Origin of the sequence: Solibacillus cecembensis, from assembly GCF_050272495.1 — a bacterium.
GTDB lineage: Bacteria > Bacillota > Bacilli > Bacillales_A > Planococcaceae > Solibacillus > Solibacillus cecembensis.
In genome coordinates this window covers 65,537-87,234 of sequence record NZ_JBNNMF010000011.1, presented here as the reverse complement: position 1 = coordinate 87,234, position 21,698 = coordinate 65,537, and the positions used below count along the sequence as shown (strand labels likewise).

The following is a 21,698-nucleotide window of genomic DNA, read 5'->3' as shown; positions in this document are numbered from 1 at the left end:
AACCCCCCTTTAATATTCAACTTTTTCCTTTTTCAAAATTAATTGCGAAATTAAAACAGTTATTAGTGACACGACTAAAATTAATACGCCAATCGCCGCACCATAACCAAATTGAAAGTCTTCAAATGCGCGTTGGTATAAGTATGAGCCCATTACTTCTGACGCGCTCCCTGGACCACCGCCCGTCATTACTTGAACTAACACGAATGAGCCATTTAATGACGTAATAATAATATATAAAATCGATGTTTTTATTTGAGGCCAAATTAACGGAACCGTGATTCGCCAAAATTGTTGCCATTCTGAAGCACCATCTATATCTGCTGCTTCATATAAACTTTTAGGTACATTCGAAATACCTCCCATAAGCAATAGCATGAATAGACCAATCCCCGCCCAAATTGCAGGAATCGCAATACTTGGTAGAACCCATGTCATATCCCCTAGCCATGGACGTGCCCATTCTGATAACCCAACTTTTGTTAAAAGACTATTGACAAGTCCGATACTTGGATCATAAATAAATTGCCAAAGGATACCTATTACTACAACAGACATAATGTTTGGAAAGAAAAATACGATGCGATAAAACGGTGCCTCTTTAATACGAAGCTGCGTTAGCGCTACCGCAAAAAATAAGGAAAGTATCATAATACCGATTACTTTTACAAATACGAAGAAGAAGTCATTAAATATCGCCTGTTTAATAATCGAATCATTCCAAAGCTTTATATAATTATCTAAGCCGATAAATGTTTTTACTGAGCTCGTACCTGACCATTCAAAAAAGGAATAATATAAACCGCCGAGCATTGGATATATAGTAAAAACGAGAAATAATAAAAACGTTGGAAGTAAACAAAAGGCTAAAAATAAATAACGTTGTTTTGCAGTTTGCGCCATTCTATTCCTCCCCCTCCCATTTAAATGATTATAGAAAGGAAGGGTTGCCTAGAAAATTTTCTTCCTAGTCAACCCCATCCTTTTGCTTACTTATTTCCGTAATTCTTGTGATTTTTTCGTCATGATGTCGATAAATTGCTCTGCCGTTTTCTTACCTAATAAAACTTCAATCAGTTGTAGTTTTATTTCATTTGTAATTTCAACAGCAATTTTTTGTTCCTCTGCATTTGGTGTATGGTGTTTATAAAGTTTGACCGCGCTTGGATTATTAATCATGTCATTAATACCTGTTAAGAACTCTGGCACATTCGTATTTGCTGACAGATCTACATTTTTCAAGTTCATAATAGCACCTGTTGATGCTGCAAAGTCTTGTGCGTATTTCTCAGTGAAAATGAACGCAAGAAACGCTTTTGCTGCTTCTGGATTTTTTGCTTTTTCAGCAACGGCAATTGTACGAATATCTGGTACTAACGCCAAAGGCTCCCCTGGATTATTCATCGGTGTTGGCGTGAATCCGAATTCAAGGTCACTTGGTGTGTCATTTTTCATTTCATTAGGTAACCAGAAGCCTACTGGAATGTATGCATTTTTATGCAGTAGGAAATTCATTTGTGATTGCGTATGGTTATATGCCGCAAATCCAGGATCCACGACTTTAGCATCGGCCATTTTTTGAACTTTTGTCATTACTTCTAATGCTTCTGGTCTTTGCCATGCTTCTACTACACCATTTCTTAAATCATTTAAAAATTCTTCCCCACCAGCTGCTGCAAAGGCAGGATTTAATACACCACGTTCAAAGTATTGTGGGTGTTGACCCGTCGTAATAAATGGTGAAATATTTGTTTCTTCTTTAATTTTCTCCATTGAACTTAACCAAGTGTCAAAGTCCGTTGGTGGAGCCCAATTATTATCTTTAAACCATTTTGCATCATACCAAATGCCCCATGTATCAAATACAAGTGGTAACGAGTAAATTTTCCCACCATCAATTTCTTCAGCTGGTGAAATGAAACTGTCCAATAATGGTGTGTCATCTTCCATTTTTAAATCTTTTACAAAACTACTAATATCCATTAATTGACCTTCTGCAATCATTTGCGTTTCATTTGCGCCAGCCCCATCGATATAAACAACATCTGGTGGATCATTTGAAATCCAACGCGTATTCATTTCTGTATTAATATTTGGACCCGCATGTTCAACAATTTCTAAATTCGGGTTCTCTTTTTTGAAATCGCCAATTACTTGTTTCCACCATTCATCTCCGTAGCCACCTACGAAATATTGAATTTCTAATTTTCCTGATAACCCGTCCTCTGTTGCTGGTTCTGTCGTTGGACTATCTGTTTTCGTACTTTCATCTGTTGTTGCTACGTCCTCTGTCGTATCATCACCTGAACAAGCTGCTAACAACATTAATAATCCCACTAATGTGAATAATAGCCAAAATTGCTTTATACCTTTTTTGTGGTTCATTAGTAAAACACCCCTTATTGATATTTATGTAAACTAAATAATTAGTTTCCACCACATAATCAATTACGCCTCGGCGTAATTGCGTCCAGATTTTTTCGAGCCCGCTCGAAAATATTCCTTTAAAAATCTGTGACATCCGCCGGGGGCATTAACTTGTTTCAGCCGGGGAACGGATCCCAAATTAATTAAGGAAATACTTGCAGTTCTCTTCCCACTTATAGAAGTGGAGGACTTCTGCTGAAACAGGTTAATGAAAATAGGTTGCGATTGTTTTCCTCGTACTGTCTAGCACTTCAATTAATCTTTGAATTATTATGTTCAATATATATAGTATGCCTAGCAAGCAAAGTTTAGTATTCTCTCTACCAAATTTCATTAAACTATAGTAACAAGAAAATCTCCCTCTACTTTTTCCCGTTAATTCTGCTATACTTCAAATTAGATTTTCTAACAATGGTGGTGACAATTATGCAATATGCATTATTAGGTGATTTACATTCACATTATAAACGTACAAAATCGGTGCTCGAACATATAAAAGAAGTAGCTCCTCAGGCGAAAATAATCGGGTTAGGTGACTTATTTGAATGCACAATTGGCAAAAAGAAAGCACAAGTAATCCGTAATGTACAAATAGAGGATGCTGCGATTATCGAAAAAAAATTCCTTAGTTTATTAACGTTTCCTTCGATTATTGGGAATCAGGAAGAGCGCATCGCCCTTGTCACAGGAGATGCGCGTTTTTTACAATATGAAGAAGTGCGTAATATCGAACATGCCACATTAATGCATGGACATCAATTCGAATGGGATGAAGACTTCAACCCAACATTTCCAACAATCCATACACCGCTATTGTTTTTCGGTCATAGCCACAGTGCAGCGATTTATGTCAATGGGCAAAGACAAACAGTGCCTTATAATACGCCACTGGTAGTCGATGATAAATGCTATCAAATTAATGTTGGTGCTGTTGTTGAAAACAAAGAATGGTGCCTTTATGATAGCGAGGCAATGACTGTTACTTTTATGCAAGCGTAAAAAAGCGAGCAATACGTAGTCCCATTGACTATGTATTGCCCGCTAATAATGATTATATATATTGTGCTTTGTTCTTTATTAAAGTTTGTTGCAGTAGCTGCAGTTGATCAATGACAATTCGTGAAGTAATCGTCAAATCTTCTAAATAGGTTTCTGCCAGTTCATTTTTGTTTTGAACATGTGCTTGAACTGCTTTTTTCGCGATTTCATATACTTCTAAAAATGGCGCTTCTAATTCTCTGTATGCTTTTTCATCCCCTAGAAGTTCGCGTCCTATTCCGTAATACCATTGTCCTAAATTGGATTCGCTCGGTGATCCCAAATTTAAGTTATCCATTTCTTCAAAACCTAATAATAAATTGTAGATTTTCCAGCGCCATAATAGGTGATCTGTAATCGCAACTTCGATAATATCCTCTTGGCTAATGATTAAGTTTTTCGAAATCGTTTGCGAACGATAGTCATCAATCATTTTACTTAAACGGTAAATAGCCGTCCCTGTCTCAAAAGCGATATCTTTACTGCGAATCGTACTTTCTGACATGCTACGATTGCGTTCTGAAATTTCACTTGCTGATTGAGCTTGATGCCTCGTTGTTGCAGCAATTTCTTCAAATCTAGCACCCTGTGTTTGTAATGTTTGGTTGAGCTCCGAAAGTGTTCCTGTAATTTGAATGACATCGGTAACACCTATATGTAACTCTTCTGTAGATTTTTTCGTCAGCTCATCAATATTCCCTGTAATATTCAGTAATTCTTGAATATCTGTATGAATCGATTGTACAGAACGTTTCGTATCATCTGCTAATTTACGAACTTCCTCGGCTACTACTGCGAAACCTTTCCCTGACTCTCCTGCACGAGCAGCTTCAATCGACGCATTTAACGCAAGAAGATTCGTTTGATCGGCAATCCCCTGGATAAGGCCCATTACTTTTGATACACTATGCACACGATCTACTAAATTAGCGACGTTTTGGCGAACAGACTTCTGGCCCTCATCTGTATTTTGTAGAATAGTCGATACTTTTTGTAAAGACACTAAATCATCATTTAATTCAGTTAATGAAACTTGTGTATGTGTCGAAATGTCTCCAACTGATGCGGCGATTTCCTCAATACCCGCATCTAGCTCTAACATTAAACCCGTTACTAACTTCACATCATCATGTTGAACTTCTTGGAATTGAATTAGCTCTTTAATTTGGTCTAGCTGTGTATTATAATGAATGATTTCGCCTAAACCATTTACAACCGAGCCACCTTGAATTTCGATATATGTCTCCACAATAATTTGTATATCAAGTGTCACCAAACTATCGTAAGCTAATAATGTATCTAATAGTTTTTTGCTATCTTTACCGCATTGTTTTGAGATTAACGGGATAATCAGCTGGTTAATTAATGTGTACGCTGAAATCATCCAGTTTGGAAGCACACCGATTCTTGCATGGGTATACGCAATTCGACGACGCTTAAATACATATTCAATCGTCAGTTCATCTGAAAATAAGCTTGTAAAATGTCGATCAAAAGATACTTTTAAACGTTCAACACTTGAGTTGTCCAGAATAATTTTTTTAAATTCTGGAATCGCTAATAAACGCGTATAAAAGCTATCCAAAATTTCATGGCGGTTTTCAACATAAATTTTATGTAGTAATGATACGGAATCTCGGCGCACTTTTGATAGTGCAAGGAAATCTAATTTTTCTTTAAAACGTTCATTTGTTTGAATATCTGATTCGGATTGTTCATTAAAGTATTCGTAATTATCATTTTTCTTCTTACCGAACATGATTTTCTCTCCCTCTAGTCTTCTATAAATAGCGCCATCTACTTATATAGAAGTGAAATATATAATATGAAGCATTTAATTTCAACTTACTGTTAATATAAACAATTATTAGAAAGTAATAAACATAATTTTCATTCTACTATATTCTCTTCATAAATAGATGGGCATACTCATAAAATTCACTAAATTTACATTTCCGGTAACTCATGATCTAATCCAAATTTTTGACGGAAGCCACATTTTTTACATAGTTCTTCCATTGCTTCTCGACGTGAAAAGCCTTCTACTAAATTTTGTGCACGTTCACTTTCAATAATGTCACCAAATTTTTGCTCATGAACATTTCCTAAATTAATAACCCCTTCACCATCCAAACAGCATGGGACTACTGAGCCATCTACTAAAATCGCGGCATGGGTACGCAATGCATGGCAAAATCCCTTTCCTTCATCTGCCTTTTCAAGCAAACTCGGCCAACGGAATTCATGATCCTGATTTAAATAAATATTTTTAGCAATTTTGACGCCTTTCCCCATCTCCACACGCTCTTGAATTTCGTAATCAAGACTATACTCCGTTTCTAGAATTTCAAGCGTTTCGCGATTTCTACGATTTGCTTCCTCTGAAAGGTGACTGCGCTGTAAATTCCACAGGCGATATGAAATAATGACGTTGTGTTCACGAACTTCACGAACGAATTGTAAAATATCATCCAAATATTTCTCCCGGTTTTCAGAGCCTTCATGTCCATCAAAGCTATGCAGTGAAAAATTAATTTGTCGCAGTGCGGGCTTTCCTAGTAATTTTTCACGATTTTTTTTAATTAATGTACCGTTCGTCGTAATATTCACTTTGAACCCTTTTTCATGCGCAATGTCCAATAATTGACCAATGCGTGGATGTAATAATGGTTCTCCTTTTACATGTAAATAAATATATTTCGTATAACCACTAATTTCATCCAATATATTAGCAAATTGGTCGACTTTTATTAAACCTTTTGCGCGCTCAGTTGGCGGACAAAAACTACATGCCAAGTTACAAACACTTGTGATTTCTATATAAACTTTTTTAAATGTTTTCAACGCTCGTTCACCAATCCTTTTTCTACTCAGTGCTCTTTATTGTATCAAATTTTTGATAAAAAAAGGACAGAAGCGACTTACTGTTCACGCTCTAATCTCGCTACTTCTTCACGGACAATAGGTGCAACCTCTTTTCCAAATAACTCGATTGCACGCATTACATCCTCATGTGGCATCGAACCAACTGGCATATGAATCATAAAACGATTAATGCCAACATGCTTTCTCAGGAAAATAATTTTTTCAGCTACTGTTTCCGGGTCTCCAACATAAAGTGCCCCTTCCAACTCAGCCATCGAATCGAATGTATGGCGGGTATACGGTCCCCAACCGCGCTCTTTTGCTAATTGATTCATAACGAGTGCAGTAGATGGATAAAATTTCTCTCTCGCCTGTTCATTTGTTGGCGCAATAAAGCCATGTGAATGAGAAGCGATTGTCAGCTTGCTTACATCATGTCCTGCCTTTGTTGCCGCGCGTTTATAGTATTCTACTAACGGTGCGAATTGCAGTGGACTTCCTCCGATAATTGCGAGTACAAGCGGCAACCCTAATAACCCTGCACGAACAACGGATTGAGGCGTCCCTCCACTTGCAATCGTCACAGGTAATGGATTTTGCACAGAGCGCGGGAACACTTGTAAATTTTCGATTGATGCTCGGTGCTTCCCTTGCCAGTTGACCACTTCATTTTGACAAAGTTGTAATAGCAACTCTAATTTTTCATCGAATAACTCATTATAATCGTCTAAATCATAGCCAAATAACGGGAAAGATTCGATAAATGAACCACGCCCAGCCATAATTTCTGCACGCCCATTTGAAATCGCATCTAACGTTGAAAAGTTTTGAAATACTCGTACAGGATCAGCAGATGATAAAACCGTTACAGCACTCGTTAAACGAATATTTTTCGTTTGAGATGCTGCCGCTGCTAAAATCATTTCTGGCGCAGATGCTGCAAAATCTTCACGATGATGTTCACCAACACCAAAAACATCAAGTCCTACTTGGTCTGCCAAAATGATTTCCTCGACGACTTCCCGAATACGAACATCATGCGGGATTGTCCCACCATTCACTGCATTTTTCGTTGTTTCGACAAATGTTGTAATTCCTAATTCCATCCTACATCACTCCTTTTATATACTTATCTTAAATGATATTTATCTCGAATTGAAAGCATTAGCTTATTTGATGCAAAAAAACCATCATTCCAACAAAAGTTGAAACAATGGAATATTTTTTTATGCTGTTTAATCGTTTTTACCGCGATATCGAATAGAGAGTCCTTTAATGAACTTGCGCGCAAAATTATCGCCACATTCTTTATAATTGCGATGACCAGGCTTACGCATAATCGCACCTAACTCTCCTTTTGAAACAGCGATGCCACCATCATCGAGAACATCAAGCATCTGTTCTGTTGTTAGCTGACACGCAACTTTTAGTTTTTTCAATACCATATTATTTATATGGTCGGGCTTTTCTTGAACAGGTGGCGCTTGCCCTTCTTTTACTGGCATTGGCCCCCGTTTCAGCGTAATAAGTCCATTGAAAAATGCTTCTAATGTTTTGTGATTCACCTTTATTTGCTCATAATCAGCCGGAATTTCCTCATCTTTTTCAAGTGATTTTATTAACATTTTAGGCATTTCTTCTGGTGTAACTTTTATTCCACCAAGTTTAAAAACTTCAACCATATCTCTATTTTTCAAATCCAATGCGTAACGCACGCGAATTAAAATATCATTATTATCCATTACAAACCTCCACAGTTCTACTAGCACATATTATAACAGAGGTTATGCTGTGAATGTTAGCTTGCACTATTGGATTTTTTACAGTGGGTCGGTTTCTTTACTTTCGTCAATTGCTTGCTGAACACCTTCATCACTTGTTGCATTGCCAAGTGGTCCTGCATTTTCACTACTTGTTTTCAAATTCTCTCGTAACCGTCTACCATACTCAGCATCTGCTTGCTCGGCATAACGAATCATTGTTTCTTGAATTGCTGGGGCACATTTTGCTAAATCGGTCGTTAAATTCAAAATTAAATCATCCTGCTCCCACTTTTCAAACTCTCGATACGTTTCTCCTGCTTGTTTCGTGTCATTCGTTCGGCCAAGTGGTGCACGTACGAGATTCCCTTCAACAAATGGTGTATATTCCTTGCCAGCTTGCTTTGCTTCTTTCAGTCCACCTAACAAAGATGGTTCATAATTAATATGTGGATTTCCGTTTTTTTGTATGTTGTATTGCATTTGTCCTCCACGTTGATTTGTCGCAACATGTTTTTTCGGTGCATTGATAGGTAATTGTAAATAATTCGTCCCTACGCGGTGTCGTTGCGTATCCGAATAACTAAATGTACGACCTTGTAACATTTTGTCATCGGAAAAGTCGAGCCCATCTACAAGAACCCCCGTCCCAAATGCCACTTGTTCTACTTCTGCAAAATAGTCTTCGGGATTTTTGTTTAAAGTCATTTTGCCAACTGCTTGCCAAGGAAATTGCTCTTTCGGCCAAAGTTTCGTATCATCAAGCGGATCAAAATCGAGCTCCGGATGCGGACCATCTTCCATTATCTGAACAAATAACTCCCACTCTGGATACTCCCCTTGTTCAATCGCATCAAATAAATCTTGCGTGGCATGATTAAAGTTTTTACCTTGAATTTCCTGTGCTTGTTGCTGCGTTAAATTGCGGATGCCCTGTTTTGGTTCCCAATGATATTTGACAAGTACCGCTTCTCCTTTAGCATTGACCCATTTATACGTATTCACTCCTGAACCTTGCATCATACGATAATTGGCAGGAATTCCCCATGGTGAATAAACGAGCGTCACCATATGGAAACTTTCTGGCGAGGCTGCACAAAAATCAAAAAAGCGTTCTGCATCTTGTCGGTTCGTAATTGGGTCTGGCTTAAACGCATGAATCATATCTGGAAACTTCATCGCATCTCGAATGAAAAAGATTTTTAAATTATTTCCGACTAAATCCCAGTTGCCATCTTCCGTATAAAACTTCACCGCAAAACCGCGCGGATCACGTAACGTTTCTGGTGAATGCCCACCATGTATCACACTTGAAAATCGTACAAAAACAGGCGTTTTCTTGCCTTTTTCTTGAAATAACTTAGCTCTCGTAAAGTTAGCAATTGGCTCGCCTTCAACTGCCCCATAAGCCTCAAAAAAACCATGGGCCCCCGCACCACGCGCATGAACAACACGCTCTGGGATACGCTCTCTGTCAAAGTGACTAATCTTTTCAATAAAATCGTAATTTTCTAGTGTAGCAGGACCTCTATCACCAACAGATCTAAGTTGCTGATTGTTTGTTATCGGATGTCCTTGCCCATTCGTTAAAATTTCCTCTTCCATGCTCACTCACTCCCTTTTTAGTTAGCATGGGCAATTTGGGAGGGGGCTATACAGTATGGCTTCATTTGTATTTTTAACCTATAACTATGAACTATGGATATTCGTATTCTCTTGTGCCCCTTGATGATTTTCTTTTATAAAAAATACACCAACTAAGCCTAAAACAGAAAAAATAACGGGTGCGATGAAACCATAGTAATAGCCATTTTCAACATTACCTGAAGTAGCTTGAAAATAATCTAATATATAGCCAAAAATAATCGGCAATAATACCGCACTTAAAAAGCCACCCGTATTGGCAAATCCTGAAACAATACCAGAATCTTTTAGCGGGAATGATTGACGTACAGCTGCAAAAGTTAGTGCACTCGCCCCGTAGCCAATACCAATAATGAAGAAAAGAGTAATGAGCAAGTAAAGCGAAGGCTGCCCTTTACATAACAGAAATGTAAACCACCCAATTAATACCGCAATTTGTACAACAATATACGGTCGCTTTATCATTTCTAATCGGCTAGAAATCCAGCTTGATAGGGGCGCTCCAATTAACGCGCCAATCAAACCGATCATAATGAGCTGACTGGCTTCCGAACGTGTCATGTCATACATATTCATCCCGTATGGTACTGCCCACGAACTAATAAACCCAACATAACCACCGACTACACCAAAATGACAAAAAAATAGAGCCCATGCTTGCCGACTCGAAAAAATTCTTCGGAGTATAACAGCCATTTTTTCGCGTTGAATATCTTCAACTATAATTACCGGTTCCTCTATAAAAATTTGCTTTGTTTTTTTGACAAGTACAAAATAGAGCAGCACGCCACATAAACATAATAATAAGCCCGCAGAGAAAAATGCCGTCCTCCAACCAAGCAACTGTATCCATGCAGAGAAAGGTACGGTTGCTAGTAAGAAACCAAGACTACCTGTCATACCTGCAAAACCAATTAATCGAACAAACTCCCTTTTATGAAACCAACTTGCCAAAATGAGCACCATATTCACCCAAATGGTAGCATCCCCAACAGCTGTAAGTATTCTAGCTAAAAACAAAACGATTTCATGTGTCCCTAAACTATAAATAATTGTTCCTAAACCTGTAAGTGTGGCTCCCACAATGAGAAATAAGTTTGGACCATAACGATCGGCCAAAATCCCCATCGGAATTTGCAAACTCGTATACACTAAAAATTGGATACTCGTCAATAGCCCAATCGTTGATGCTGTCACATGAAAATCTCGCATCAGCTGTTCTGTAATTAGTCCTGGAGCAGTTCGTTGGCTCGCCATTAACAAATAAGAAAATAAAACCGTGACAAATACAATCCATCTGTATTTGCTATTTCGTTTGTCCAATGTGCCCCACTCCCTATTAGCTTTTACAATATGTATATGAAGTTGCCCAGTAAATGTATACGAAAGGGGATGCCCAATTAATTTTTGGACACCCCCTTTTCAATATTGATGAACTTAACCGCCGACCATAAATGCAAATCTTTATACTTTTAGCGCTCCACGAAAGCCCCTCGCAGCATAGTAGGAATCTGCTCCATTATGGTATACAAAAACTTTGTCATAGCGACGGTCACAGAAGATTGCGCCACCTAGTTTTCTAATATCGGATGGTGTTTCTACCCAGCTTGATGTTTTCATATCAAAATTCCCGAGATTTTGTAACTCTCGGTATTGTTCTTCTGTTAACATCTTAATACCCATGTCCCTTGCCATATCGATAGCACTCGTTTGGGGTTTATGTTGTTTTCTTGATTCTAGCGCTTCTCGGTCATAACAAACACTTCTACGACCTTTAGGGCTTTCCTTTGAACAATCACAAAAAATATATTGACTTGTTTGTTCATCAAAAGAAACCACATCGGGTTCGCCTTCAGTTCTTTCCATCTCGAAAAGAGACCATAGTTTATCAGGATTCGCTTCTAGCTTTTCTTGAATGTTTGTCCATTCAAGCTCTGGATGACGATTCATATTTTTTTTAAAACGGTCTTTCAATAGGGTAAGTAATTCTTCCTGTTGCACCGGTGATAATGTCATCATATTGTTTTCCATACTAAACCTCCAAAAATATATATATAAATATTTTTTACTCCCTTGTCTGATCTTGCGTATTCAGTAATCCTATAACATACGTTTTCATCATATTCGCATAATGTTTCTTTCTAAGTGCAATTGAACTAGGTTCTGCTTATAAATACATTATCTTTTAACATCGATTTCATTCCGACTTTAACATTTTTAGCAAAGATAATCTAGAAAGTTTTATTATGTGTACGCAACAATTTAGTCTTATAAAGCTTAAATCAAAAATATAGTTGGAATAGGTGCACGAGGAATTAAACTACCGCCACCATCCAAATAACTGCGATTTAATTTCATACCATGTTAATTTAGTTACAATATTTGCATATATTGCGTATATATATGTAAATATGAGTAGTACTTTTTTTATTTGGAACTTACAGTTGCATATACCCGTTTTATACTAGTTCATAAAGGAGTCGACACATGGGGGCTATTAATGGGGAAGATTTTATTAACCGATTAAATCAGTTAAATAATGAAATTTGGTTTGACGGTAGCAAAGTTGAAGGTTTGCTGTCTGAACATCAAACTTTTAAAGGACTTATTCAGACAAAAGCTTCTCTTTATGATTTGCAACATGACCCAAACATAAAAGATGAAATGACTTTTATATCACCGTTATCAGGTGAACCAATTGGGCTTTCCTATTTACAACCAAAAACGAAAGAAGATTTATTGAAAAGACGAAAGATGATGGAACATTGGGCAAGGTATACTGGTGGTATTTTAGGAAGAAGCCCCGACTATTTAAACACTGTTTTAATGAGCTTTGCCTCTTCAGTATCCTTATTAAAGGATAAAGAGAACTGTTTCCCAGATAATCTGCAAGCATTTTTTGAATTGGCCAGAGAAAATGATTTATCGCTTACACATACATTTATAGCACCACAAGTGAATCGCTCTCAAATTTATATTGAAGATACGGAAGAGCCAATCGCAGCAAAGGTTATTGCTAAAAATGAAGAAGGAATCGTGATAAAAGGTGCACGTCTTCTAGCTACACAAGGTGGTTTAACCGATGAGTTATTTGTATTTAGTGTTGGTAGCTTTCTTTTTAATGAAGATGAAGCTTTTGCATTTGCCATCCCCTCGAATACGAAAGGGTTAAAATTCATTTGTAGGGATACATTTATTGGAGGAGATTCTTCCTTTAATCATCCGTTAAGCTCAAGGTACGAAGAGATAGATTCAATTGTCGTCTTTGACAATGTATTAGTTCCGTGGGAGCGAGTATTTTATTATAAAAACGATGAAGTAGCTGAAAAATTTCCAATTCAAAGCTCTTTTCACCATTTTGCTAAACATCAAGTATTGACTAGACAAATAGTAAAAACAGAATTTATTCTAGGTATTGCTGAGCTTCTTATAGAAACGATAAACGTTAGTGAGTATCAACATATACAAGAAAAGATGTCGGAAATCATCATTGGTTTAGAAACAATGAAGGCGCTGTTAGAAAAATCGGAGAATGACGCAGCTCTAGATGAATGGGGTTATATGCGTCCTGATATTTTATCACTGAAGGTTGCCGGTAACATTTTCCCGAAAATTTATCCACGTTTCATTGAAATTATCCAGTTAATTGGCGCCAGCGGTATGATAACATTGCCAACGGAAAAGGCATTTCAATCTGCTATTAGAGCAGATTTAGATCAATATCTTCAAGGAGCAAATAAAACAGCAGAGGAACGAATGAAAATATTCCGATTAGCCTGGGATTTAACGATGAGTTCATTCGGAACGAGACAAATGCAATATGAGAGGTATTTTTTTGGTGATCCAATTCGCTTATCCAGTGATTTATATAAAACTTACCCCAAAAAGGAATATGTCGAGGTAATTAATAATTTCTTAAATCTTAAAAAGAATGATTAATTGAAATCTAATATTTACACAATCTTGAGATGTACTCGAATAAAAAATAGTCTTTCCCTATAGCCCATGTGTAATTTTTTATTGCCATGGGCTACTCTTTTAGGTAAAGTACCTGGTATTCTTAAATTATTCGAGTAATCGTTCCTCTAGTTGTTCAAAATTAATGAATGACCTAAAGTCGCTAACCTATACTTTAAAGAAGAAAGCATAGCCCCAATTTCAAAAAAAAGTTCAAAAATAATTAGCACCAAATTCAGAAGAAGCTCATACTGAATTTGGTGCTATAAAAGTTTAAATTATTCCAATGTTAATTTAACAACTACTTCTTCGTGTGGTAAGTGTTGATGGAAAACAAATTTATAATATTTAGATGTAATAGCAATTCTCTGCTACTTCAATTTATGTTCATATATACTCTATCTTTAATGAAATTTTTAATTTCTGGATTCAGATTCATTATATGTACATCTATAAATTCTTGATAGTTTCAAAATCTTGAATCAATGAAAAAATTTTTTGTTGTTTTTTAATTCTGTAATACTTTTTGCTTCTCGAACTAAAGCTTCCATTGTTCTTAATTCATCATCGCTAATTCCAACTAGCTCTTCAAACATTTCAACTGATTCTCGAGATATGAAAGAAATCTCTTGCATTGCCGCTGAAATTTGCTGAGAGCCTGAAGATAATTCTTCTGTACTTGCAGATGAATTCGCATTATTTTCAGCAATTACTTTTGTAATTTCTACAATCTGTTCAAACATCGTCCCAATTTCTAAAATTGTTGTGTTCGTTTGTGCAAATTCTTCCGTACCTAGCTTCATTGAAATGACAACTTTATCTGTCTCTTCTTGAATGTTCCTTACAATATTCGATACTTCAGAAGATGATTGACGTGATTGTTCAGCTAATTTACGAACTTCACCAGCAACTACAGCAAACCCTTTACCGTGTTCACCTGCACGAGCCGCTTCAATCGCTGCGTTCAATGCTAATAAATTGATTTGCTCTGAAATCCCCGTAATTACTTTAACAATCTTGCCAATTTCGTGTGATCTTTCACCAAGAATATTAATCGCACCAGATGTTGTATTGATTGTTTGATTAAACTTCTCCATTTTAACCATCGAATCTTTTAACTTATCGTTACCATCTTGCGTCAATTCTAACGTCGTATTCGATTGTTCTGAAATTTGGTTTGACCTTATAGATAGCTCTTCAATGGCCACTGTCATATCCTCAATTGAAGTAGAACTTTCTTCAGTAGCGATTAATTGTTTTTTTAATCCTTTACCTACTTCATCTATTGCAGCCCTTACAATATCAGCCTTTTCAGCTGCGTATTCTCCTTGTTCAGTCAGCTTTTCGCCTTTTTCATTCATGATTTTGGCAAACAACTGAATTTGCTCTTTTACTTCACTTGAAGAATGTCCGGTCATTTCACTTGTAACCTCATTATTTATATGAGATTGGCGTTTAAGCGTAAAATATTGGTACGAAAAATACAGAGAGGTACACAATAAAATGATAATAATTCCTATCATTATAATTTCCATGATTAATCTCCTAATCTTCTAATTTATTTTATAATGAATTCTTATAAATCCTTTACAACTATATAAATTCCATCAGCTATAGTCGCTGGAATTTTGCTTAGTTTTTCATTGTCCTCATATTTATGAACAATATAATTCCCTTCAACATCTACATATTTCGTTAGGCCATGATACTTCTCCAGCACGCGAATTGATTTTGGATTTGTCGCTTCAGCTAGTACAAGTTTTAACCCTTCTTCTCTTGCCTTGTTTAATAAAACATCACCTAAGCTTTGTACAATTTCATGACGGCTATGTTCTGCAATGATGCCTAGTAAAAAGATATGTAATGCTTCCCCATCTTCCAAGTCTTTTCCGTTACGTTTTTTATAATCATCTAAGAAACGTTGATCGATATCCGCTAACACACGCATGACAACGTTCATATCAGCAAACGTGCCTTCAAAAATATCCTCTTCAATAATTTCAAAAGCATTTGTATCCCCAACTAGTGCACCTAGAACATTTTGTTCGTTATCTAACGCTACAGCACAGTAACCTTGGTGAGCATATGTCTCGATATATTCCTTCGTAAACTGATACCAATCTTCATAAGGTAATTGTAATGCGTATCCGATTATTGGCTCTTGTATCCACGTCCCACCAACTTCTACCCCAACAAAAGTCTTAGCTAAACATGCTGCGGCCTTTTCAATTAATTCTGGTTGATCTTTTGTAAGGATTTCAATTGTATATAAATCTGCTGTTGTTTGCATCGTGATATTATTCCTCTCTAATTTAAAGCTGTTTATTTTGAAATTAGCGTGAAGTTGTTTCAGAAACATGATTGACTAGTCTTCCAGGGAAATTAACTGTCTCTAGTGCATTTCGAATTTGTACTGCTGAAATTTTAGATTTAGAACTTACAATGGCAATATCATTAAATCCAAGAGACGCGTAAAACATGAATGTATCTCCTAGTCCTGCCGCAACTTTTGAAGGAAGCGGTGATTGGTGGGTTGCATCAACAACTAATCGATAATTCTTTTTCTGTACCATTCCACTTGTTTTGTCCAAATGATTTAAATAGCCTTCAACAAGATCATCTTTAATAAACCCAATTATTTGAACATGTACTTCTTTCTTTGCTTCATATATTGCCATTTTATATTTTGGCTCATCAACAACTATCATTTTAAATCTCCTTCTTCATAACCATATTTTAGCTACTAGATAATGTACACCTTTGTTCGTTACAGCATTTCTTTCAAATAAAAAACTACCCCAACGAAAAATTGGGGTAGCAAAATAACCACTTCTTTTCTTGGCAACCCGACTGTCTTGATCCAATGGGATTTTAGACTCGTAGCTTTGCGTCCTTACCTTTCGATAAGTTTGCCTTTTCATTTTAAGGGATTCTAAGCAAAACATCACATATTCATGTCACTATAACAGTATAAATTACTCGTTTGGTTTTTTCAACGATAGTACTTTTTTCTAAAAGATATTGTATTAACTCAAGTTCTTTTTGGAAATGATTAGAATTATTTGGTTAATCTGATTAGATTCATTCAGTATGTCTCCTTCTTTCGTATCAGCATTAAGCACTAGCTGAAAAAATAATTACTGACTCATGTATAAAAATTAAAAAATGCTCCATACTATTAAAGATTTCACTTCGAATCTAAATGACTAGGAGGGTTAACCCGATGAGTGCGAATGATCAATAACTCAGAAGGACCATCAATACTGAGTGCAGCTAAGCAACGTTTTCTTAGGACATTCTTAAGATTCAATGCGAAAGCGAGGCAGTGTGTCATGGAGTTTTCAATGTAAGTGCTAATCAAACCCGGAATTTAATTTCCGGGTCTTTTTTTGTGTATCATGAATAATTCAAGGTCTTTAACTCGAAAAAGAATTTTTATTTGACCACTTAAACAATTATTATTAGCTGCACTTATGATACAGTTCTCCGTAATTTAACTAAATACAGTTTCATTTTTAACCCTTTAAAAGTTGCAATCGCTTTACTTAATTACCCACTTTTTTAAAGTAATCATAAATTTTATCTAATTTCTTTATTTGGTTCCCCTTTGAACTTTCCATATTGCCAAATTCAAAGAACTTAATTTTCTTAATACCTACAAAATTAAATAAAGCTCTTTTCATCAAAACTTTATGCGCGTTATTCAACCAGAGAAACGGATAGTATGTGGGGCCCTTCATAGTCGATACACATACAACGGACTTGCCTTTCAAAAGCCCTTCTGGGAAAAGCCCTTTCTTATCCTTGTAAGCAAAATTAGAAGCAAATAATTGATCTATGTATCCCATAAGCATCGCTGGAGGTCTTCCCCACCAAATTGGGTAAATAAAAACAATTTTATCCGCCCATTTAATTTGATCTCTATACTTTTCAAGGTACGGATCTGTATGCATATCACGTCTTCGTTTATGTGCATTAAAGACGAGGACCGGATTAAAATCCTCCTCATATAAATCTAAAACTTGTAATTCCTTAATGTTAGGATTTTCATTACTCCCTTTAATGACTTGCTGTAAAAAAGTATAATTTAAGCTTTTATGATTTGGATATGTATAAACAACTAGCGTTTTCATAAAGCACCCCTTTAGTTATCATTTGATAACTAAAGTTTACCACTCTATATTTTTAGTTGTCAAATGATAATTGTATTCTGATAATATCTTTGCTATCTTGTCAGTAAGAGGTGAGAGAAATGGACGAAAATGCCCTTTTTACTAAACTTGTGTCATTTACAACTTCCGTTCATCGTGTGACACAGGAATTATCACAAAACGCCAAGGCGGATTCAATCACACCCATTCAATATAATATTCTTGAATATGTCACAGTCAGTCAGTCTGTGACACCAAGCGAGATTAGTGATTGTCTACATATGTCTATGCCTAATACTAGTCGTGAACTCCGAAAGCTAATTGAAAAAGGATTAATTGAGAAAATTGGGGATTTGGGGGATCGACGAAAGCACTATATACGTCTTTCTAATGAAGGTGAAACTATGATGAAAGAAGCCTTTGCAACTATAGAATATCGTTTCCAAGCTCGAATACAAAATGCATCGAAAGAAGATTTAAAGGAAATAGACCGAGCACTAGAAATTCTTCAGACAAAATTGTTTTATTAAAAGCAATAAATTCTAGAATAAATGCTCCATCAAATGAATGTTGATTATTTAAAACAAATTCACTTTTTAAATAACGGAGCATCGCGAGGATTATTTGATAGATGGAAACTTGTCGATTTTTAGTTCTAATTTCTCCCTTTTACTCTTACAGTGTATAAAAGCATTAAAGGAGAGAACAAATGATTGTTGATGGGGTGTTCTCTGGCGGTGGCATTAAAGGTTTTGCTTATGTAGGAGCAATACAAGTATTAGAGCAACGCGGAATACAATTTAGGCGTGTAGCTGGTACTAGTGCTGGCGCTATTTTGGCAGCTTTTATCGCAGCGGGTTTTAATGCCAAAGAGCTAGAGGAAATTTTTGATGAGCTCAACTTGAAAGTATTACTCGACCCACCAAAGTTTTGGATGAACATGCCGTTTTTAAAATGGATTAATTTATATATGCGACTTGGAATGTACCGAGGTAAGGCGTTAGAAAAATGGCTTTATCAAAAATTAGCAACTAAAGGGATACGATCCTTTGGTGATTTACCAAAAGGTTCATTAAAGCTCGTTGCTTCCGATTTAACAAACGGTAAAATTGTAGTCTTGCCAGATGATTTAAAGGATTATGGCATTGATGGCAGTACATTTCCGATTTCCCGTGCGTTACGCATGAGCTGTGGTATACCGTTTTTCTTTGAACCCGTTTATTTAAAAAATGGTAAGGAAAAATGCGTCATTGTGGACGGTGGAGTACTGAGCAACTTCCCACTTTGGCTTTATGATAATCACAAGCAAGTGCGACCTGTTCTCGGTATGAAATTAAGTAGTTCCAACGAAGAGATGGCACCACATAAAATCAATAATGCCATTCAGCTATTTGAAGCGCTGTTTTCAACAATGAAAGATGCACATGACAATCGCTATATTTCACGAAGGCATGAGAAGAATATTATTTTTATTCCGGTTGAAAATTATAGTGCCACGCAATTTGATATGGATGAAGAAACGAAGAAAAAATTAATTAGCATTGGTAGAGAACGGACCATTCAATTTTTAAAAACATGGTCACCAATTTGGTGAAGTTTGAGAATAATTGCAAAACGACGAGCAGCTATTATGAATAGTTACTCGTCGTTTTCATTTAGGATATTGTTGCAATTTCTAATTTGCAAGCCACAAATTAATTATACAGGCCAAACCAATCTATATTAAAGACGCTCACGGATGATAGTTTGATTAACCAAATAACTTCTGCATTTGTTCCATCAGTGTGATGACGCTTAAATAGCCCATAAGAACAATTACCATTACACCCGTCACAGTTAACCAGCGAGGGTGCTTATATGTACCCACAATGTCTTTTTTATGTGCCGCAATTAACATAATACTAAGTGCTAATGGTAAAATCATTGCATTTATTGCTCCAACGATAATTAACACATTAACAGGCTGTCCGATGAAGGCAAATGTTGTTGTTGAAACAAGGATAAATGTGATAATCACCCAATTATGATATTTTTCAATCTTTGGATGGAATGAACGAATAAAAGAAACCGATGTATAAGCAGCACCTACAATAGAAGTAATCGCTGCAGCCCACATTATCATACCAAACATGCGGTAACCAATATCACCAGCAGCAAGTTGGAATACAGATGCAGGTGGATTAGCAGGATCGATTGCTAAACCTTGTGAAACAACACCAAGAACTGCTAAGAATAATGCAATTCGCATCACACCTGTAATTACAATCCCAGTTACAGAACTTTTTGTTACTGCCGGTAAAGATTCTACTCCTTTAATGCCAGCATCTAAAAGACGGTGACCACCAGCAAATATGATATATCCGCCAACTGATCCACCAACCAAAGTTACAATTGCAAACAAGCTAATTTCTTGAGGCATAATAGTACTCACAATCGCTTCCCCTACAGGAGGTGACGTTTTAAAAGCAACAAATAGCATAAGTAAAATCATGATACCACCAGCCATTTGCGCTACCTTATCCATTATCTTCCCAGCTTCTTTATAGAGAAAGATAAAAACGGCAAATAGTGCACTTAAAATTGCGCCGGTAATTGGATCTAAACCAAGCATGGCATTTAAACCTAGACCTGCCCCAGCAACGTTCCCAATATTAAATGCTAAACCGCCAATAACGATCATGATGGCAAGAACAACACCTAACCCTGGCAATACCTTATTGGCAATCTCTTGCCCTCGTAACCCAGAAACAGCGATAATTCGCCATACATTTACTTGTGCGACAATATCTAAAATTAAAGAGATTAAAATAACAAATCCAAAACTAGCAGCTAATTGCTGTGTAAATATCGTTGTTTGTGTTAAAAATCCAGGTCCGATAGATGACGTAGCCATTAAGAACGCTGCACCTAGTAACACACTTTTACTAGCTGTTTTTTTCACAAACTTACTTTTATTCTTTTGCTCAAGTTCTTCTTTATTTACTTTGATTTTATTAGCTTCCATTTAGTTCCTCCTTGATTGCACATATTACAATTTGTTGTTCCATTAAATTTGCATGAATTTCTTTCGCAAACTGTACCGCATGTTTTCCGTCTCCATGAATACAAACCGTATCTGCTCGTAAGGAGAATTCAATTTGCTGCTGCGACAGTACTTTTCCTTCTTTCACCATTTTCACTACTTGCCCGACAGCTTGTTCGTTATCCGTAATCAATGCATCAAATTGTTTACGAGAAGTTAACGAACCATCTTGCTGATAAGTACGATCTGCAAACACTTCATGCGCTGTTTGAAGTCCAATCTTTTCACCAGCTTTCGTTAATTCGCTACCCGCTAGACCGAATAACACAATTGATGGTGAAATATCATACACAGCTTGTGCGATGGCGTCGGCAATTGCTGGATCTTTAGCCGCCATATTATAAAGTGCTCCATGTGGCTTCACATGCTGCATCGGTTCATTATGAATTGTTAAAAAACCTTGTAATGCGCCTACTTGATACACGACCATATCATAAGCTTCTTGCGGCGTAATATTCATCTCACGTCGCCCAAAGCCATTTAAATCTGGTAATCCTGGGTGTGCCCCAATCTTCACACCATATCCAATCGCTAACTTAACGGTTTCACGCATAACTGTTGGATCTCCACCGTGAAAACCGCAAGCAATATTAGCAGATGTTACATATTTTAAAATTTCCTCTTGCTCACCAAGCTGATAGCGACCAAAACTTTCTCCTAAATCACAGTTTAAATCAACACGAAACATCTTCTTGCCCCACTTTCTTTTCAGTTCCGCACGATAATGAATGCGTTTCCAATTATTTGGTACCGATATTCGGAACTTGAGTTTTG

The 21,698-nt window shown here is 36.5% G+C and carries 19 protein-coding genes and 1 riboswitch; of the genes, 4 read left to right on the top strand and 15 right to left on the bottom strand.

Going from position 1 to position 21,698, the window contains the following annotated elements:
* Positions 1–9 precede the first annotated feature (9 nt).
* Positions 10–903 carry a carbohydrate ABC transporter permease gene (locus ACQKIH_RS11480; RefSeq protein ID WP_057984664.1) on the bottom strand — a complete coding sequence of 298 codons (894 nt, stop codon included), beginning with the start codon at positions 901–903 and terminating at the stop codon, positions 10–12.
* A gap of 90 nt (positions 904–993) precedes the next feature.
* Positions 994–2,385 (bottom strand): ABC transporter substrate-binding protein, encoded by a 1,392-nt coding sequence (locus ACQKIH_RS11475; RefSeq protein ID WP_057984666.1) that lies wholly within the window; start codon positions 2,383–2,385, stop codon positions 994–996.
* Between the two features lie 468 nt (positions 2,386–2,853).
* Here ACQKIH_RS11475 and ACQKIH_RS11470 point away from each other — a divergent pair, with 468 nt between their 5' ends.
* Positions 2,854–3,426: a metallophosphoesterase family protein gene (locus ACQKIH_RS11470; protein ID WP_057984668.1), complete on the top strand. Its 573-nt coding sequence runs from the start codon at positions 2,854–2,856 to the stop codon at positions 3,424–3,426.
* A gap of 52 nt (positions 3,427–3,478) precedes the next feature.
* Here the strand turns inward: ACQKIH_RS11470 and ACQKIH_RS11465 are convergent, their stop codons facing one another.
* The 7 genes from ACQKIH_RS11465 to ACQKIH_RS11435 form a co-directional block, all read right to left on the bottom strand.
* The gene (locus tag ACQKIH_RS11465) at positions 3,479–5,224 is read right to left on the bottom strand and encodes a methyl-accepting chemotaxis protein (protein ID WP_427766085.1); all 1,746 of its coding nucleotides are present in this window, start codon (positions 5,222–5,224) and stop codon (positions 3,479–3,481) included.
* A gap of 188 nt (positions 5,225–5,412) precedes the next feature.
* Positions 5,413–6,309 carry a radical SAM/SPASM domain-containing protein gene (locus ACQKIH_RS11460; RefSeq protein WP_057984672.1) on the bottom strand — a complete coding sequence of 299 codons (897 nt, stop codon included), beginning with the start codon at positions 6,307–6,309 and terminating at the stop codon, positions 5,413–5,415.
* A gap of 77 nt (positions 6,310–6,386) precedes the next feature.
* Complete coding sequence (locus tag ACQKIH_RS11455; protein ID WP_057984674.1) at positions 6,387–7,436, bottom strand: LLM class flavin-dependent oxidoreductase; 1,050 nt, start codon at positions 7,434–7,436, stop codon at positions 6,387–6,389.
* 129 nt (positions 7,437–7,565) lie between these two features.
* The gene (locus ACQKIH_RS11450) at positions 7,566–8,072 is read right to left on the bottom strand and encodes a YehS family protein (protein WP_057984676.1); all 507 of its coding nucleotides are present in this window, start codon (positions 8,070–8,072) and stop codon (positions 7,566–7,568) included.
* Between the two features lie 78 nt (positions 8,073–8,150).
* Entirely contained in the window at positions 8,151–9,695 is a 1,545-nt protein-coding gene (locus ACQKIH_RS11445; protein WP_427766080.1) for a catalase, read from the bottom strand.
* An 84-nt stretch (positions 9,696–9,779) separates the two neighbouring features.
* A complete protein-coding gene (locus ACQKIH_RS11440) occupies positions 9,780–11,057 on the bottom strand; it encodes an MFS transporter (protein WP_057984681.1) in 1,278 nt (425 codons plus the stop codon).
* Positions 11,058–11,198: 141 nt separating this feature from the next.
* A complete protein-coding gene (locus ACQKIH_RS11435) occupies positions 11,199–11,765 on the bottom strand; it encodes a DUF4256 domain-containing protein (RefSeq protein WP_057984684.1) in 567 nt (188 codons plus the stop codon).
* A gap of 456 nt (positions 11,766–12,221) precedes the next feature.
* Here ACQKIH_RS11435 and hpaB point away from each other — a divergent pair, with 456 nt between their 5' ends.
* On the top strand, positions 12,222–13,673 hold the full coding sequence (hpaB, locus tag ACQKIH_RS11430; RefSeq protein ID WP_427766077.1) for a 4-hydroxyphenylacetate 3-monooxygenase, oxygenase component: 1,452 nt from the start codon (positions 12,222–12,224) through the stop codon (positions 13,671–13,673).
* A gap of 500 nt (positions 13,674–14,173) precedes the next feature.
* Here hpaB and ACQKIH_RS11425 read toward each other — a convergent pair whose 3' ends face one another.
* From ACQKIH_RS11425 to ACQKIH_RS11410, 4 genes are all read right to left on the bottom strand, one after another.
* Entirely contained in the window at positions 14,174–15,226 is a 1,053-nt protein-coding gene (locus tag ACQKIH_RS11425; protein ID WP_427766074.1) for a methyl-accepting chemotaxis protein, read from the bottom strand.
* Between the two features lie 41 nt (positions 15,227–15,267).
* Positions 15,268–15,981 (bottom strand): hypothetical protein, encoded by a 714-nt coding sequence (locus tag ACQKIH_RS11420; protein ID WP_427766071.1) that lies wholly within the window; start codon positions 15,979–15,981, stop codon positions 15,268–15,270.
* A gap of 43 nt (positions 15,982–16,024) precedes the next feature.
* On the bottom strand, positions 16,025–16,399 hold the full coding sequence (locus tag ACQKIH_RS11415; protein ID WP_427766069.1) for a hypothetical protein: 375 nt from the start codon (positions 16,397–16,399) through the stop codon (positions 16,025–16,027).
* A 129-nt stretch (positions 16,400–16,528) separates the two neighbouring features.
* A riboswitch (cyclic di-GMP riboswitch) is annotated at positions 16,529–16,615 on the bottom strand.
* 621 nt (positions 16,616–17,236) lie between these two features.
* Positions 17,237–17,824 (bottom strand): NAD(P)H-dependent oxidoreductase, encoded by a 588-nt coding sequence (locus ACQKIH_RS11410; protein WP_427766067.1) that lies wholly within the window; start codon positions 17,822–17,824, stop codon positions 17,237–17,239.
* 119 nt (positions 17,825–17,943) lie between these two features.
* On the opposite strand from ACQKIH_RS11410, the gene ACQKIH_RS11405 reads away from it, so the two are divergent.
* Both ACQKIH_RS11405 and ACQKIH_RS11400 read left to right on the top strand, forming a co-directional pair.
* Positions 17,944–18,372, top strand: coding sequence for a MarR family winged helix-turn-helix transcriptional regulator (locus ACQKIH_RS11405; RefSeq protein WP_427766064.1), 429 nt, complete (start codon positions 17,944–17,946; stop codon positions 18,370–18,372).
* A gap of 179 nt (positions 18,373–18,551) precedes the next feature.
* Positions 18,552–19,436, top strand: a complete 885-nt coding sequence (locus tag ACQKIH_RS11400; protein ID WP_427766062.1) for a patatin-like phospholipase family protein — start codon at positions 18,552–18,554, stop codon at positions 19,434–19,436.
* Between the two features lie 156 nt (positions 19,437–19,592).
* Here ACQKIH_RS11400 and ACQKIH_RS11395 read toward each other — a convergent pair whose 3' ends face one another.
* The gene (locus ACQKIH_RS11395; protein ID WP_152982947.1) at positions 19,593–20,846 is read right to left on the bottom strand and encodes an NRAMP family divalent metal transporter; all 1,254 of its coding nucleotides are present in this window, start codon (positions 20,844–20,846) and stop codon (positions 19,593–19,595) included.
* Positions 20,836–21,612, bottom strand: coding sequence for a LamB/YcsF family protein (locus ACQKIH_RS11390; protein ID WP_427766058.1), 777 nt, complete (start codon positions 21,610–21,612; stop codon positions 20,836–20,838). The genes ACQKIH_RS11395 and ACQKIH_RS11390 overlap by 11 nt, the downstream gene beginning before the upstream one ends.
* Positions 21,613–21,698 lie beyond the last annotated feature (86 nt).

What these genes read in the sequence shown, in the direction of transcription:
- ACQKIH_RS11420 (WP_427766071.1), bottom strand. Translation starts at nt 15,981, where the DNA reads ATGCAAACAACAGCAGATTTATATACAATTGAAATCCTTACAAAAGAT.
- ACQKIH_RS11445 (WP_427766080.1), bottom strand. Translation starts at nt 9,695, where the DNA reads ATGGAAGAGGAAATTTTAACGAATGGGCAAGGACATCCGATAACAAAC.
- ACQKIH_RS11435 (WP_057984684.1), bottom strand. Translation starts at nt 11,765, where the DNA reads ATGGAAAACAATATGATGACATTATCACCGGTGCAACAGGAAGAATTA.
- ACQKIH_RS11470 (WP_057984668.1), top strand. Translation starts at nt 2,854, where the DNA reads ATGCAATATGCATTATTAGGTGATTTACATTCACATTATAAACGTACA.
- ACQKIH_RS11465 (WP_427766085.1), bottom strand. Translation starts at nt 5,224, where the DNA reads ATGTTCGGTAAGAAGAAAAATGATAATTACGAATACTTTAATGAACAA.
- ACQKIH_RS11425 (WP_427766074.1), bottom strand. Translation starts at nt 15,226, where the DNA reads ATGGAAATTATAATGATAGGAATTATTATCATTTTATTGTGTACCTCT.
- hpaB (WP_427766077.1), top strand. Translation starts at nt 12,222, where the DNA reads ATGGGGGCTATTAATGGGGAAGATTTTATTAACCGATTAAATCAGTTA.
- ACQKIH_RS11450 (WP_057984676.1), bottom strand. Translation starts at nt 8,072, where the DNA reads ATGGATAATAATGATATTTTAATTCGCGTGCGTTACGCATTGGATTTG.
- ACQKIH_RS11410 (WP_427766067.1), bottom strand. Translation starts at nt 17,824, where the DNA reads ATGAAAACGCTAGTTGTTTATACATATCCAAATCATAAAAGCTTAAAT.
- ACQKIH_RS11405 (WP_427766064.1), top strand. Translation starts at nt 17,944, where the DNA reads ATGGACGAAAATGCCCTTTTTACTAAACTTGTGTCATTTACAACTTCC.
- ACQKIH_RS11455 (WP_057984674.1), bottom strand. Translation starts at nt 7,436, where the DNA reads ATGGAATTAGGAATTACAACATTTGTCGAAACAACGAAAAATGCAGTG.
- ACQKIH_RS11390 (WP_427766058.1), bottom strand. Translation starts at nt 21,612, where the DNA reads ATGTTTCGTGTTGATTTAAACTGTGATTTAGGAGAAAGTTTTGGTCGC.
- ACQKIH_RS11395 (WP_152982947.1), bottom strand. Translation starts at nt 20,846, where the DNA reads ATGGAAGCTAATAAAATCAAAGTAAATAAAGAAGAACTTGAGCAAAAG.
- ACQKIH_RS11415 (WP_427766069.1), bottom strand. Translation starts at nt 16,399, where the DNA reads ATGATAGTTGTTGATGAGCCAAAATATAAAATGGCAATATATGAAGCA.
- ACQKIH_RS11480 (WP_057984664.1), bottom strand. Translation starts at nt 903, where the DNA reads ATGGCGCAAACTGCAAAACAACGTTATTTATTTTTAGCCTTTTGTTTA.
- ACQKIH_RS11400 (WP_427766062.1), top strand. Translation starts at nt 18,552, where the DNA reads ATGATTGTTGATGGGGTGTTCTCTGGCGGTGGCATTAAAGGTTTTGCT.
- ACQKIH_RS11475 (WP_057984666.1), bottom strand. Translation starts at nt 2,385, where the DNA reads ATGAACCACAAAAAAGGTATAAAGCAATTTTGGCTATTATTCACATTA.